We start from the raw sequence: 15185 nt of genomic DNA, 5'->3' as shown, positions 1-15185 counted from the left end.
TATAAAATTTAGAGAGCTTTAATCGTATTGACAACTTTATCAATAATCCAATTAGGAGTGGAAGCACCAGCAGTAACTCCACACAATTGCTTACCAATAAACCATTTAAAATCCAATTCTAAAAAATCCTCTATCAAATAACAATCCCTACAATATTCCTTAGAAATATTATAAAGCTGCTTCGTGTTTGATGAATTTTTACCGCCAACAATCACCATCACATCAACTTCTTTTGCTAAATTTCTAGCAGAATCTTGATTATCAAATGTCGCATTACAAATCGTATTAAACACTCTACATTCTGAACAATGGCTAATCAGATAATTGGCAATTTCTAAAAATAAATTGATATTTTTTGTCGTTTGTGAAACTAGGGCAACTCTATCGCGCAATTTAGCCTTTTTTAGCGATTCTAAATCTTCTACCACCAATGGTTCATCAGCACAATAGCTCATCACACCTTTAACCTCTGGATGTTTCATATCCCCAAAAATCACAATCTGATAGCCCTTAGCACTCATATCCTCACAAATTTTTTGTGGTTTTGTAACATAAGGACAAGTTGCATCCGTGATATTTTTTGTTTTTTCCTTAAGCTTTTGTAAATCTTGCTTTGGGATTCCGTGTGTGCGAATAATCACTTCTGCATCTTGTGGAATTGCTTGAATGTTTTCATTGACAACAACATTAAATTTCTCTTTTAAGCGATTAATCTCTTTTGCATTATGGATTAAAGGTCCTAAAGTTATGCCATTGGGTTTTTTTTGCGCCAATTCAATAGCGCGCTTCACGCCAAAACAAAATCCATAATTTTTTGCTAATTTTACTTCCACGCTTACCCTTTTTGACAAATTCTTGTCATTGTATCTAAAATCTCTAAAAAATTTGGAAAAGAAACATTAATGCACTCCGCATTCTTAATCTCCATTCCACTCCTTAATCCCGCAATTGCAAAACTCATCGCAATCCTATGATCACCAAAGCTCTCCACACAAGCCCTCTTAAGCTCCCCACCTACAACACAGAATCCATCATCCAATTCTTGCGCTTGAATTCCACAAAGCCTAAGATTCTCTACCACAGCTTTAATTCTATCCGTCTCTTTTACACGCAATTCTTTTGCATTTCTTACCACACTCTCTCCCTTTGCACAAGCCATTGCAATAGCAAGTGCTGGAATCTCATCAATAAGCCACGCAATCTTCTCGTTTAATTCCACAGCTTGCAGAGTTTTTGGTGCATTAATGATAATCTCTCCTATGCTTTCATAAGTTTTTGAAACCTCTTTATAAACTATCCCAACGCCCATTTTTTCAAGCACCCTAAAGGCTTCAATGCGCGTTTTATTTAACAACACATTGCGCAAAATTCCACTAGCATTTGGTGTAATTGCAACTGCTACTGCAAAGAAAAATGCGCTAGAAGGATCGGCTGGAATCTCTAAATTTAATGGATTTAATCTATTTCTTAAGGGCTGTATTCTAATCTCCACTGCACCATTTGCTTCTACTTTAGATTCTATCTCCGCCCCCATTCCCCTTAACATTTTCTCACTATGATCACGGCTTAACTCAGGCTCTCTATAAACACTCTCTCCCTTAGCAAAAAGCGCACTCAAAAGCATTGCAGACTTCACTTGTGCACTTGGAATCTTACTCGTGTAAAAAAAGGATTCCAACTTAGGATTCCCCTTGATCACCAAAGGCGCAAACTCCCCTTCACTCCTGCCTAATATCTCCGCGCCAATGCTTCTTAAAGGTTCAACAACTCGCTTCATAGGGCGTTTATTAAGATACACATCCCCACTTAAAATAAAGATTCCACTCTGCGCACTTAAAAGTCCAAGATACAAACGCATTGCTGTCCCTGCATTACCACAATATAGAATCGTATTAGGCTCTTGAATATGTTTTGGCGGTGTTAGCAACAATCCCCCACCGTGTTTTTCAACCTTTAAGCCTAATTTTTTAGCAATCTCTAGCGTGTCTAGCGTATCCTCACCCTCTAAATAATTTCTTACAAAACTAGGCTTATCACTAAGAAATGCAAACATCGCACAACGATGCGATAGGGATTTATCCGATGCGATTTTATCTGTATCAAGTTTAAATCCTTGTGTTTTGCTGACTTCTAACTGCATCGTAATTCCGCCCCAAAAGCTTTTTTAAGCCCCTCTAGCACAATTTCCATTGCCGCATTAATATCTTTTTCCTCTAAAGTTTTAACACTAGACTGCAAGGTGAAGCGAATTGTTAAGCTAATCCTATCCTGCAATGTGGAATCTTGATAAAGATCTAACGGATAAAACCCCACTACACTAGGCACTTTTAAGCCTTCAATACAACTTCTAACTTTATAATAAGGAATGCTTTTATCCAAAACCACACTTAAATCTCTCTGTGTTTTTTGAAACTTTGAATACATCTGCACTTGCGGAATCTCTTCCCTTAGTGATTCCATATTTAACTCACAAAGATAAGTTTCCTCTAAACCAAACTCACTAGCAACTTGCGGATGCAATGTTGCAATTAGCCCTATTTCCTTGCCATTTTGGATCATCTTTGCACATTGCCCACTATGGAATAGCTTAATTTTGGATTCCAATGGCTCTAAACTAAATCCTCCAATCACGCACGCAATTCTATCGCAAAACCCAAAATAGCTTCCCTTCACGCCCTTTGCATTAGGAAAACGCTCCTCACAAAGCAATCCACTTTGGACAAATGCTAAACGCATCCCCTCTTTGCGCTTCTTATCATACACGGCACCCATTTCAAAAAGACTCACTGCATTAAAACCATTCTTACAATTGCGTTCAACTGCCCTCAAAAGCCCAAGCAAAAGCGTGCTACGCAAAGTGTTTAAATCCTGTGTAATAGGATTTAGCAAATCTAGCGCATCATCTAACACTGCAAATCCATAACCCTGAAGCTTCTCCCTATCCTCAAACACAAAATGTAACGCCTCATTAAATCCTGCACCAATAGCTTTTTGTGCGATTTTTCTCCTAAAATAATATTCCCTTGAAGCAGTATTGCTTTGAAAATTTTGCGCAAACACAAGCGGCACACTAGGCACATTATCAATTCCATAAAAACGAATAACCTCCTCAGCCACATCTTGTAGCCCCACAATATCGTGACGAAACAAGGGAGGTTTTGCAATGATAAAATTTTCATCACTTGAAATCTCCACTCCAAAGCCAAGCCCCTTTAAAATATTTACCACTTTTAATTTTTCCAAACGCACACCAATAATATGCGCCATTAACTCCAAATCAATAGTAATGGGATTTTTTGGTTGCACCTCAATAAGCTCTTGTGCATCTGTGTATAAAACTCCCTCTTCTCCTAAAAGCAAACTTGATAGCACAGAAAGCCCCGCTGCTAAATCCGGAGAGCTCCCCCTAGATGTGCGCTGGAATACCTTAACATCCACTTTTACCTTTGTCTCCATTGCTTTTTGCGCAATAATTTCCGGAGGAATATAACTTGCCTCAAGCACAATAAATTCTTTTTCCTTCACAAAAGATTCTTTGCTTGCATAAGTGCAAAGATCCACACCAATAGTAGATAACTTTTCATTTTCGTGGTAAATGCTCTCAAACCCCTGCGCATCTTTTTTGAGTGTCAAAATAACTTTTTGTCCATCAAGCTGACAAAAACTCTGCGGATAAGCATTTAAAATGACTCCGCTAAAAAGCGTGCTAAAATTGATTGCATCTTTTAACCAAGCATTTTCTAAGATTCCATTATACGCTAAAAACAAATTCACACACAAAGGCAACACACTAGGCTTAGTCTCCATTGCTTGAAAGAGTAAAGACGCATCGTGCTTATCATTTGCTACAATTTGTAACACACGCCCAATCCCCGGAGCATTTTCAGAAACCTTTGACGGATTAAGCGGTTTTAGCTCAAGTTCAAATGCCACACTTAAATCCCTAGCAACTCCCATTAAACTCATACAATCCCCACGATTTGGCGTAATGGAAATCTCATAGACTGCATCATTAAACACAGGGTATTCGCTAAGTTCCTTACCAATAACCAACTCTCCAATACTAGAATCTAATTCTACGATTCCATCATTTACCTTTGGGAATCCAAGCTCTGTTGTGGAGCAGAGCATTCCACAACTCTCCACCCCTCTAAGCATCGCCTTTTTAATAGTAATATCAGGAAGTTCTGCCCCTTCAAGCGCAACTGCTACATAAATACCCTCTCTTGCATTTTGCGCACCGCACACAATTTGACGCATTGCATACGCCCCCTCTTTGCCACCAATTGCCACTTGCGCAACATTGAGCTTTGTTGCATCCGGATGCTTTTGACATTCCAAAATCTTCCCCACAACAACTCGCTTTGGCGCAACCCTCACACAAAAAGATTCCACCTCTAATCCAATCTTGTTTAAAGTGCTACATAGCATTGCATCAGTGATATTCTCTAATGACAAAATTTGGCTTAAACTATTGCGCGTAAAAATCATTTAAATTGCTCCAAAATTCTTAAATCACTCTCAAAAAATGCCCTTAAATCCGGCACATTATACGCAAGCATCGCAAAACGCTCCACGCCTAGCCCAAAGGCATAGCCACTAACATCTTCATAACCCACCGCCTTAAAAACATTCGCATCCACAACACCACATCCAAGCACTTCTAGCCACCCTGTGTGCGAGCACACACGACAACCCTCCCCTTTGCAAAAAATACAACTCATATCCACTTCTGCACTAGGCTCTGTAAAAGGAAAAAAGCTAGAGCGGAATCGCACTTTAACTGCACCAAACATATATTGCAAAAAGTCCTCTAAAATAAATTTCAAATGCGCAAAACTCACAGAATCCTTACCCTTCTCCACCACAAGCCCTTCTACTTGATGAAACATCGGCGTATGCGTTAAGTCATAATCACATCTAAACACATTCCCCGGGCAAATCATACGGATAGGTGGAATTTGGGATTCCATTGTGCGAATCTGCACAGGCGAAGTGTGAGTGCGCAAAAGCTTCCCATCTTTCAAATAAAAGGTATCTTGCATATCCCTTGCGGGATGGTATTTTGGCAGATTTAAAGCTTCAAAATTATGAAAATCATCCTCTACCAAAGGACCCATTTCAAGAGCAAAATTCATTCCCACAAAATATTCTACGATTCTATCTAACATCAGCATTACAGGGTGATTTGCGCCCTTTAAACTGCTAGAGCTAAAAAGTGAGACATCTATTTTTTCAGCACTTAATTTTGCTTCTAATTCTTTTAAGCTTAAGATTTCTTTTCTCTCTGCTAAAGCTTTTTCAAAACGCATTTTTAAGGCATTTAACTCTTTTGCAAGTGCCTTTTTAGTTTCTGCATCGCAAGTTTTAAGCTCCGCAAATTTCGCCGTTAAACTACCCTTCTTCCCCATTACTGCAATGCGGATTTCTTCTAGCTCTGCTGTGGTTTGCGCATTATTAATCTTAGAAAATATAGCTTCCATTGTTTTCCTGCTCACAAAATAATAATGAGATTGTATTAAAAAATATTTTTACTTTGCTTAATATTTCGGTAAAATTACAGAAAATTCTAATCCATAAAAAAGGCAAAACAATGAGTGTATTTGAGAAAATTCTTAAAGGCGAACTCCCCTGCAATAAAGTGTTAGAAAACGATGATTTTTTAGCATTCCACGACATTGCACCAAAAGCTCCCATCCATGTTTTAGCAATCCCCAAAAAATTTGCAAAAGATTTTCAAGAGCTAAACCCACAAGAAATGGCAGGATTAACAAGTTTTATCCAAGAAGTTGCTAGAGTCTTAGGGCTTGATAAAAGTGGTTATCGCATTGTTAGCAATGTAGGAATTGACGGCGGACAAGAGATTCCTTATTTACACTTCCACATCCTAGGCGGTGCAAAATTGCGCTGGGATAATTTAGCGCAAAATGTTTCTGAAAAAGAACGCCTAGAAGAAGCGAAAAAGGGAATGTGATTCCTAAACAAAGGCAGAGAATGAAAAATTTATTTGTAATTTTAATCGCTTATACAAAACCGCTCAATGCTATTGAAGAAATCCTATCGCAGCATCGCGCATTTTTAAGCAAGGGCTATGAAAGCGGATATCTACTAGCTAGCGGACCACAAAACCCAAAAACAGGTGGAATCGTCATTGGAAAATTTGACTCTAAAGAATGTGCAGAAGAATTCTTCAAGCACGACCCTTATGCACAAAACAATGCTGCAACTTACCAAATTTTAGAGTTCACACCTGTGTTGCACCACACACTTTTAGAAAGCTTTTTAGAGATTTAGCATTTTAGATTCCAACTCTCCTTATTGCTTTTAAAATTTAAATGCTTGCATTTCCCCTTTTGAAATTTTAGTTACTCGCCTTCATTCTGAAGTCTTTGCAAAATACCCTAGAAGTGGAATCCTAAACTTGAAAAAACTCCCTATACCACGCCACAAAATTTCTAATCCCTTCTTGTATGCTAGTCTTTGGTTTATATCCTAGTGTATGCACAAAATCATCAACATCCGCATAAGTTGCTAGCACATCTCCAGGCTGAAGTGGAAGCATATTTTTTCGCGCTTTTATGCCTAGCTCTTTTTCAATTGCTTCAATAAAATCCATTAGTCGCACGGGATTATTATTGCCAATGTTATAGATTTTATAAGGAGCCTTAGAGCTATTGGGAGTTGGAGTCTTTCCGCTCCAATGCACATTTGGCTCTGCAGGATTATCAATCACACGCACAACACCTTCTATAATATCATCAATATAAGTAAAATCCCTTAGCATTTCTCCGTGATTAAACACAGCAATGGGCTTGCCTTCCAAAATCGCTTTTGTGAATAAAAATAACGCCATATCCGGACGCCCCCAAGGACCATAAGCCGTAAAAAAGCGCAATCCTGTTGTGGGCAATCCAAAAAGATAAGAATAAGTGTGCGCCATCAACTCATTACTCTTTTTACTAGCAGCATATAAACTAATAGGATGATCCACATTATCGCTTGTACTAAAGGGCATATTTTCATTTAATCCATACACAGAAGAGCTTGACGCATAGGCTAAATGCTTGATATTATGGTGTCTGCACGCTTCTAGGATATTCACAAATCCCACAATATTACTTTCCACATACGCATAAGGATTCACTAAAGAATACCGCACACCCGCTTGTGCAGCGAGATTACACACTTTATCAAATTTCTCATTTTCAAAAAGTTCAAAAAGATTCTCTTTATCTTCTAAGTTTAACTTAATAAAATGATAATTAGGATATTTTACACTCTGCGCCAACGCATTATAGGCAATCGCATTTTGCGCAATCCCTGCATTTTCTAAACGCCCATATTTAAGGCGAACATCATAATAAGCATTAATGCAATCAAGCCCTACAACTTCATCTCCGCGCTCTAGCAACTTCTTAGCAAGAAACGCCCCAATAAACCCCGCCACTCCTGTGACTAAAATTTTCATTCCTATTACTTTAAGACTTTAAAATATTGTTCTACAAAAATTTGATTAGCAAGCCCATTAAACTTACGAATCCCAAGCACATCCAGACTTAATTCCACCGCATTGACAACCCACGAAATCTCACTAACAGGAATCATTCCCATATGATTAATCCTAAAAATCTTACCCTTTAAATCATCCTGCCCACCAGCAATATTAACGCCATAATTCTCTTTTAGCACTTTTCTAAGCGCATCGCTTTGTGTATGGTGCACACAAGTCATACTTAAAGCTGGCATTGTTGGATAAATCTTAAGCTCTATCCCCTCCATTGCAGCATCACACGCCATAGAGCGCGCCCTAACTTGATGGTAAATGGTAGCATAGCCCATCTCTTTTGCTCTTTCTAAAAACGCATAAAGCCCAATAATAAGAGTTGTTGGCGCAGTCCAAGCTGTTGTGTTTTTATCCTGATTTTTTAATTCTGTTTTGAGATTAAAATAAAATCCCACATCGCGCTCTTGGATTTTTTCCACTGCTTTTTGACTAAGTCCAATAAGACTAAGTCCCGGAGGGAGCATAAAAGCCTTTTGCGAACCACCAATAAGTGCATCTACACAACTGACATCTAGCTCTTCTACCCCTAATGCAGTAATCCCATCAACGATGACCATAATCTCAGGATTATGCTCTTTAACCGCCCTTGCAAGCACTTCATAAGAATGCCTTAAGCCCCCAGCACTCTCACACACTTGAATGCAAAACGCATCAATATCCGGATTTGCTTTGAGCGCATCCATCACTTGCTCTAAACTTGCAGGAATATCCCAAGGATTCTTAATTTCAACATTAGGAATCCCATAAGCCTTAGCAATCTTGCCAAATCTCTCCCCAAACTTTCCGCTATTAACGCTTAAGAGTTTTTTTGCACACAAAGAAGTTACACAAGCTTCCATTGCTCCACTACCAGAGCTTGCAAGCATTAGCACTTCAGGCAAACCAATCACATCTTTTAATAATATACGCGTTTTAGCAAAAATCTCTTCAAACTCAGGCGTGCGGTGGTGAATGGTAGGCTCACTCATCGCTACACGGACAAATTCTGGAACAGGTGTTGGACCCGGAGTAAAAAGCAACATAAAAACTTCCTTAAAATAAATTTTTACTAATTATATCGCAAGTTTAACTAACTTCTTATTAAGTTTGTTATAATTGCCAGTTTATTTTACTTTAAAGGCTAACTTTGAATTCTCCGGACTCTCCGCTAAACCACATCATCATCACAAATGCCAAAGAAAATAATCTTAAAAATATCAGCCTAAGCATTCCTAAAAATAAACTTGTTGTGCTAACGGGGCTTAGTGGAAGCGGCAAAAGCACGCTAGCCTTTGATACACTCTATGCAGAAGGGCAACGCCGCTACATAGAATCACTTTCAAGCTATGCTAGGCAGTTTTTAGACAAGATTGGCAAACCTGATGTGGATAAAATTGAAGGTTTAACGCCTGCCATTGCTATTGATCAAAAAACAACAAGCAAAAATCCCCGCTCCACCGTTGGCACAATCACAGAGATTTATGACTACTTCCGCCTACTCTTTGCACGCATTGGTGTGCAACACTGCCATTTATGTGGCAAGCCTATTTCCCAAATGCACGCAAGCGATATTATTGCAGAAGTGCTAAAAATCAAAGAGGATTCTAAAATTCTAATCCTATCTCCAATAATCCGCGACAAAAAGGGAAGTTTCCAAGACAAATTAGAATCCTTGCGTCAAAAAGGCTATGTGCGGGCACAAATCAATGGTGTTTTAGTGCGCTTAGACGAAGAAATCAAACTTGCCAAAACAAAAAAACACACGATTAAAGTTGTGATTGATCGCATTGTAGTCAAAACTGATAATAAAGAAAGAATCGCAGAAGCCATTGAAAAAGCCTTAAAGGAATCCTATGGAGAAGTAGAAATTGAAATTCTAAGCGAAGAAAAGTCTAAGCTTATCCATTTTAGCGAGCATTTAGCCTGCTTTGATTGCAAGGTTTCTTTCACTCCCCTAGAACCCCTTAGCTTTTCGTTTAACTCCCCCAAAGGTGCTTGCCCAAAATGCGATGGCTTAGGAATCCGCTACACCATTGACACAAAAAAAGTGCTCGATAAAAACCTTCCTTTAGCAGAAGGTGGAATCAAAATCTTTTATGGCTTTAATAAAAGCTACTACAACGAGCTATTCCGCTCCTTTTGCCTTGCAAATGCAATTAACCCTAAAGCAACATTTGAAGACTTAGAAGAGCACACAAAAAAACTTATTCTCTATGGCAGCAATGATGCCTTAGCATTTAAATGGAAGGGAACAATGCTTAAACGCCCTTTTGCAGGCGTAATTGCCATTGCTTATGATATGTTTAAGGATAATAAAGATTTAAGCGATTATATGAGTGAGAAGACTTGCGAATCCTGCAATGGACACCGCTTACTTCCACAAAGCCTAGCTGTTAAAGTCTGCAATAAAAACATCGGAAATTTGCTAGATTTACCCATTGAAGAATGCTATAGATTCTTTGCAAACTCCAAAAACTTCACGCATTTAAACACACAAGAAAAAATGATAGCAGAGCCGATTTTAAAAGAGATTTGCGAGCGTTTATACTTCCTTTATGATGTGGGCTTAGGGTATTTAAGCTTAGGGCGCGATGCAAGAAGCATTAGCGGTGGGGAGTCTCAGCGCATTAGAATCGCAAGTCAAATTGGTAGCGGACTTACAGGAGTAATGTATGTGTTAGATGAGCCTAGCATTGGACTTCACGAGAGAGACACCTTGAAGCTCATTAAAACCCTAAGAAGCTTGCAACAAAAAGGAAATTCCGTCATCGTTGTAGAACACGATAAAGAAACCATTGAACACGCCGATTTCATTGTAGATATTGGACCAGGAGCAGGAAAGTTTGGCGGAGAAGTTGTTTTTAGTGGGAATCTCACACAGCTTTTAAAGAGTAAAACACAAACCGCGCAATATTTAAATGGAGAAAAAAAGATTGAATATTTTGTGCGAAGGAAGCAAGAAGAATGGATTGAAATTTGCAATGTGAATATTAACAATATCCACAATCTAAGTGTGAAGATTCCTTTAAAAAATTTTGTCTGTATCACAGGTGTAAGTGGCAGTGGCAAAAGCTCTTTAATTTTACAAACCCTACTTCCAGTCGCACAAGAGCTACTTAATCATAGCAAAAAGGTTAAAAAAATAGATGGAGTAGAAATTCTAGGCTTAGAAAAGCTAGATAAAGTGATTTACCTTGATCAAAGCCCAATAGGACGCACTCCGCGCTCAAACCCAGCAACTTACACAGGCGCAATGGATGAGATTAGAAACATCTTTGCGCAAACTAAGGAAGCGCAAATTAGAAATTATGGAATCAGTCGCTTTAGCTTTAATGTTAAGGGTGGGCGTTGTGAAAAGTGTATGGGTGAAGGGGAGATAAAGATAGAAATGCACTTTCTGCCTGATATTTTAGTCAAATGCGATGCGTGTAATGGCACGCGCTATAACGCACAAACCCTAGAAATTGTTTATAAAGGCAAAAATATCGCTGAAGTGCTTGCTTTAAGCGTTGATGAAGCTTGTGAGTTTTTTGCTAAGATTCCAAAAATCTACCAAAAACTAAAAACCCTTCAAGATGTAGGTTTAGGTTATATCACACTAGGACAAAACGCCATTACACTAAGTGGCGGAGAAGCCCAGAGAATTAAGCTTGCAAAAGAACTTAGTCGCAAAGACACAGGCAAAACGCTTTACATCTTAGATGAACCAACCACAGGCTTACATTTTGCCGATGTGGATAGGCTTGTGCGTGTGTTGCACCATTTGACGGATTTAGGCAATAGCGTGATTGTGATTGAACACAATTTAGATATGATAAAAAATGCTGATTTTATCATAGATATTGGACCAGAAGGTGGGAGCAAAGGCGGTTTAGTGGTAGATAGCGGCACACCAGAGAGAGTTGCTAAAAGGCATAAAAAAACAGGTAGCCACACAGGAAAATTCCTAGCAAAAGAATTAAAAATCCAAACAACACCATCACACTAAGTGGAGTGAGAAGCCCCAGCGCATTTTACTAATTTAACACAACAGACTTGGCGTGTGTTACAAATAATTTTAAGCAATAAGTGAAAGTGAAGTGAAATAAAAAGCAAACGAATCAATTTTCACAAATGGAATCTAAAAGAAAACGCTCCGCCTTAAGTGGAGTCAAAAGCAAGCAAATGCGATACAATGTGTTTAGCAAATTTTAGTCTAGCATTAAGAAAAATGGAGAAAATAAAATCCCCAAGTTAGAATCTAACTTGGGGATATTGGAGATAATAGAGAAAATAATGAATCAATACATTTAGTAAGCATCCTAGAGCCTAAGCTCTAAGATTCTTACCACCAATAACCTAATTTTACAAATCCACTATGTGATGCTGTGTTGCTTGAGAAATCACCATTGTATAGGAATGATAATTCCCAATTTGGTGTAAGAGCGAAATTAACACCTGCATTTAAGTAATAGTAGAAACTATCTAGCTCACTTTTTGTGTTGTATGTTGTTTCATTAATTTTTACCCTTGCATCAAAGGAATCTTTGAAATTGTATCTGATACCTACCCCAAAGTTAGTGCTAACTGTATCTGTAAATTGTGCTAACCAATTTAGCCCTACTTTACCAACAATGAGATTAATATCGTTATCAAAAGATTGGACGCCTGCGCTATTTAGACCATCAACGCTCACTCTATCAAAGCTTAAGCCAACTTCAGGAGTGATAGTGTGGATATCTTGATAGAAATTCACGCCAACACCTGCTTCTACACCATAGCTTGTAGAGTCCGGGCTTCTTTTTGTGTCGCCATTTATCATTTTTTGCGTAATGTCGCTTGATGTGCTAGAGAATCTTAACATTCCTTTTGCATAGTAATCATAAGTAGATGTTCCACCCAATGTTTTGTAGTAGTTCACCCCAGCAAAGAATGTGTTATCGTCTTGATCTAAATTTGTAGCACTAGCACTTGTCCTTTCATAGCCTAAGAAGAAGCCAAGAATGCCCGCATTGCCTAAACCTTTTTGGACTCCACCGATTAAACCATAAGTGTCGCCATCTAAGCTTTGATTTGTTGGTAAATCTACGCTTGAGCTTCTGTAATATGGCATTATAAAGATTGTAGAATCTTTTGCGTAAGTTCTATCTGTAACATCAGAGCCAACTTGTGCATATTTTTCTAACTTGCTAAAATCTACATCCTCATCATTATAGCTCACTCTAGCACCGCCTAGTGTTGCTAAAGCAGTATTCACAGCATTGCCCACAACGCTACCTACAAATGCACTTCTTGTGATATTTGCGCTCACTGCACCTTGTGTTGCAACCGCACCAGCACCATTAGCAGCATTCACACCGATTTGGAAGCTATCAATGATTCCATCTCCTGCAACAACTTTGCCTTCACCTTCTTCCTCGCCTACTTTTTTATTTTCCTTACCGCTATAAGCATCCACTCCAGTAACGACAAAAACAGGATCAGTAGAAGTTACGCTATTAATGGTTACAAGTCTTGGATCTGTTGTGCCTGCTTTTTGCGCAGCAGCAACCTTATCATAAACATCACCTTTAAGCTCTTGCACAGCAGCACCACTCTCATCAACAACGATTTGATCAAGTCTAAAGGCTTCGCCTATTGCCATATTAGGATTCTTAGTAGGATCAATCACAATGGAAGCGTTTTCAAATCTTAGACTTTGATTTACTCCATTATTAAATCCTTTGACAATGATTTTATCCGTGCCATCTGAAGTTGATTTATTGTTATAAACATCTGCACTTGTAAGATTAGACAAATGCCATTCTTTAACCACGATTGCATCTTGTGTTTTTGCATCTGTTACATCAAAATGCGCACCAGTGCCAGCCTTGATTCCTAAGTCAATCGTTCCTGTGTTGATAATGGTTGCTTTTGTGCCTTCAGAAACTTTGATAGCAGATCCGTTGAGTGCAATTGTTCCTGCATTGTTAAAGCTTGCTGTTTTATCCACTGCACCTAAAAGATTGATTACTGAATTCTCACCTAATTCAATGGAGCCTTTTTCTGTGTTATTGAAATTCACAAAATTCGTAGTAATTGTCGCATTATCAATTGTTCCAGAGTTTGTGAAGGTTACAATACCATTTGTAGAGCTTCCACTTGTTAATGTTACTTTTTCAATCAAGCCAGAGTTTGTAAAGGTTTTTGCCCAACCATTCTTTGTTGTGATTTCAAGCTTAGTATTGCCTGCAATAATTCCTTCGTTGTTAAAGGTTGTTTTAGACACAACTGCTTTTGCTAATCGAGCATTACCTAAATCAATGGTTTCTTTACCACCATTAGCGCTATTAGTTGTTAGTTGCGCACCTTCTGCATTGTCAAAAGCATCTTGGATATTTAAAGTGCCAGTGCCAGATAGTGTAAAGATACCAGCAGTGTTGCTAAGTTTTCCAACTTGGATGTTGCTTGCTTTAAAGTCCATAGAGCCAGAGTTTGTTAACTCTTGAATGTTTCCTCCGCCACTAATTTCAGTGCCTCGGATTGTTCCAGAGTTTGTAAAAGTTGTTAGCACGCCACTAACTTCAATGGTTCCTTTATTGATTAAGCCAGAGTTTGAGAATGTCGCAGAAGGATTCCTTGCAGTGTCGCCAAGTGAGAGTGTAGAGCTTGTAATGCTTCCTACGTTACTAAAGCTAGAGATGGTTAAACCCTTGCCAATTGTTACGCTTTTGATTGCACCATCTGCTTCATTTGTGAAAGTTTTAATGCCCGCAGTTATCATATTATTTGCGCCAAGAGATCCACCTGAAATTGCTCCACCTGAGATTAAGCCAGAGTTTGTGAAAGATGCAATGGTATTATTCACTAGGATTTGCTTCACTTGGATTGTTCCAGAGTTGCTAGCTGTAAAATCCGCTTTTATTGGATCGTCTGCGTTTTGTAGAGTGATAGAGCCAATTGAAGAGCCATTTCCACTTGTTGCAATGATTCCAGCAACGTTGTCAAATCCTTTTTTCGCAATGATTGTTAATCCCTTGTCATCGCTATTAGTCACTTTAATCGTGCCATTTTCATTTTTGAAGGTATCTGCTGTGATTGAAAGAGTAGCTCCTCCTCCGCTATGGATATCAATCAATCCTTTGTTTGTAAAATCTGTCGCAGTAACAATCAAGCTTCCTTTATTATTATTATTTTGTTGAGCTTGAATTGTGCCTTCGTTTGTGAAAGTTTTAATGTTTGTGCCTGTGAATTTAGTATCTTTAATCACACCTGCATTGGTAACATCAGCATTGCTTATTGTGAGTGTTCCACTAGCAATTAAACCTGTTTTTTCATTGTTAAATGTAGAGCCATTAAAAGAGATGGAAGAGCCACTAATTGTGCCAGAGTTTTTAAAGGTAGTGATTCTATCTGTAATGGTTCCTGCATTGATTAAGCCAGAGTTTGTGAAATCTTTGATTTTTGCATTTAAACCGTTTGCTGCGATTGTTGCACCAGAGAATGTTCCAGAGTTAATGAAAGATTCCACACTTTGATTTTCATTTAATGTGATATTGGTTTTATGCATTGTGCCTGCATTGGTAAATTTATTTAAATTATTTAATGTGATTGTTCCGCCAGAGATTAAACCTCCTTTTTGGTTGTCAAAGAAAGTAGTAAGAGTAGGAGTAGATTCTTCACC

10 protein-coding genes are annotated in these 15185 nt (G+C 38.4%); 3 read left to right on the top strand and 7 right to left on the bottom strand.

Features of this window, described 5'->3' with window-relative positions:
- Positions 1 to 8: 8 nt before the first annotated feature.
- The 4 genes from MRZ19_RS02655 to pheS are packed head-to-tail and all read right to left on the bottom strand — an operon-like array spanning position 9 to position 5483.
- Positions 9 to 833 carry a 4-hydroxy-3-methylbut-2-enyl diphosphate reductase gene (locus MRZ19_RS02655; protein ID WP_291030056.1) on the bottom strand — a complete coding sequence of 275 codons (825 nt, stop codon included), beginning with the start codon at positions 831 to 833 and terminating at the stop codon, positions 9 to 11.
- A gap of 2 nt (positions 834 to 835) precedes the next feature.
- On the bottom strand, positions 836 to 2140 hold the full coding sequence (aroA, locus tag MRZ19_RS02650) for a 3-phosphoshikimate 1-carboxyvinyltransferase (RefSeq protein ID WP_291030054.1): 1305 nt from the start codon (positions 2138 to 2140) through the stop codon (positions 836 to 838).
- Positions 2131 to 4491, bottom strand: coding sequence for a phenylalanine--tRNA ligase subunit beta (gene pheT / locus MRZ19_RS02645; RefSeq protein WP_291030052.1), 2361 nt, complete (start codon positions 4489 to 4491; stop codon positions 2131 to 2133). Before pheT ends, aroA begins: the two co-directional genes overlap by 10 nt.
- Positions 4488 to 5483, bottom strand: a complete 996-nt coding sequence (gene pheS, locus MRZ19_RS02640; RefSeq protein ID WP_291030050.1) for a phenylalanine--tRNA ligase subunit alpha — start codon at positions 5481 to 5483, stop codon at positions 4488 to 4490. The genes pheT and pheS overlap by 4 nt, the downstream gene beginning before the upstream one ends.
- A gap of 110 nt (positions 5484 to 5593) precedes the next feature.
- Between pheS and MRZ19_RS02635 the strand changes: the two genes are divergently transcribed.
- Positions 5594 to 5974: a histidine triad nucleotide-binding protein gene (locus MRZ19_RS02635; protein WP_291030048.1), complete on the top strand. Its 381-nt coding sequence runs from the start codon at positions 5594 to 5596 to the stop codon at positions 5972 to 5974.
- A 20-nt stretch (positions 5975 to 5994) separates the two neighbouring features.
- Positions 5995 to 6294, top strand: a complete 300-nt coding sequence (locus MRZ19_RS02630) for a YciI family protein (RefSeq protein ID WP_291030046.1) — start codon at positions 5995 to 5997, stop codon at positions 6292 to 6294.
- Positions 6295 to 6415: 121 nt separating this feature from the next.
- On the opposite strand, the gene MRZ19_RS02625 is transcribed toward MRZ19_RS02630, so the two are convergent.
- Together MRZ19_RS02625 and MRZ19_RS02620 are read right to left on the bottom strand one after the other, a co-directional pair.
- Positions 6416 to 7468: an NAD-dependent epimerase gene (locus tag MRZ19_RS02625; protein ID WP_291030044.1), complete on the bottom strand. Its 1053-nt coding sequence runs from the start codon at positions 7466 to 7468 to the stop codon at positions 6416 to 6418.
- Positions 7469 to 7473: 5 nt separating this feature from the next.
- Positions 7474 to 8586 (bottom strand): alanine--glyoxylate aminotransferase family protein, encoded by a 1113-nt coding sequence (locus MRZ19_RS02620; protein WP_291030042.1) that lies wholly within the window; start codon positions 8584 to 8586, stop codon positions 7474 to 7476.
- A 104-nt stretch (positions 8587 to 8690) separates the two neighbouring features.
- Between MRZ19_RS02620 and uvrA the strand changes: the two genes are divergently transcribed.
- The gene (gene uvrA / locus MRZ19_RS02615) at positions 8691 to 11531 is read left to right on the top strand and encodes an excinuclease ABC subunit UvrA (protein ID WP_291030040.1); all 2841 of its coding nucleotides are present in this window, start codon (positions 8691 to 8693) and stop codon (positions 11529 to 11531) included.
- A 336-nt stretch (positions 11532 to 11867) separates the two neighbouring features.
- Here the strand turns inward: uvrA and MRZ19_RS02610 are convergent.
- On the bottom strand, positions 11868 to 15185 hold a 3318-nt coding region (locus tag MRZ19_RS02610; protein WP_291030038.1), incomplete at its 5' end, for an autotransporter domain-containing protein.

It is taken from the genome of Helicobacter sp. (assembly GCF_022770205.1).
GTDB lineage: Bacteria > Campylobacterota > Campylobacteria > Campylobacterales > Helicobacteraceae > Helicobacter_D.
The sequence above is the reverse complement of the archived record's forward strand: the minus strand, read 5'-3'. Positions and strand labels throughout refer to the sequence as shown.

Bases quoted from the DNA above. Each gene is read 5' to 3' on its own strand.
- MRZ19_RS02635 (WP_291030048.1), top strand. From the start codon at position 5,594: ATGAGTGTATTTGAGAAAATTCTTAAAGGCGAACTCCCCTGCAATAAA.
- pheT (WP_291030052.1), bottom strand. From the start codon at position 4,491: ATGATTTTTACGCGCAATAGTTTAAGCCAAATTTTGTCATTAGAGAAT.
- pheS (WP_291030050.1), bottom strand. From the start codon at position 5,483: ATGGAAGCTATATTTTCTAAGATTAATAATGCGCAAACCACAGCAGAG.
- MRZ19_RS02625 (WP_291030044.1), bottom strand. From the start codon at position 7,468: ATGAAAATTTTAGTCACAGGAGTGGCGGGGTTTATTGGGGCGTTTCTT.
- aroA (WP_291030054.1), bottom strand. From the start codon at position 2,140: ATGCAGTTAGAAGTCAGCAAAACACAAGGATTTAAACTTGATACAGAT.
- MRZ19_RS02620 (WP_291030042.1), bottom strand. From the start codon at position 8,586: ATGTTGCTTTTTACTCCGGGTCCAACACCTGTTCCAGAATTTGTCCGT.
- MRZ19_RS02630 (WP_291030046.1), top strand. From the start codon at position 5,995: ATGAAAAATTTATTTGTAATTTTAATCGCTTATACAAAACCGCTCAAT.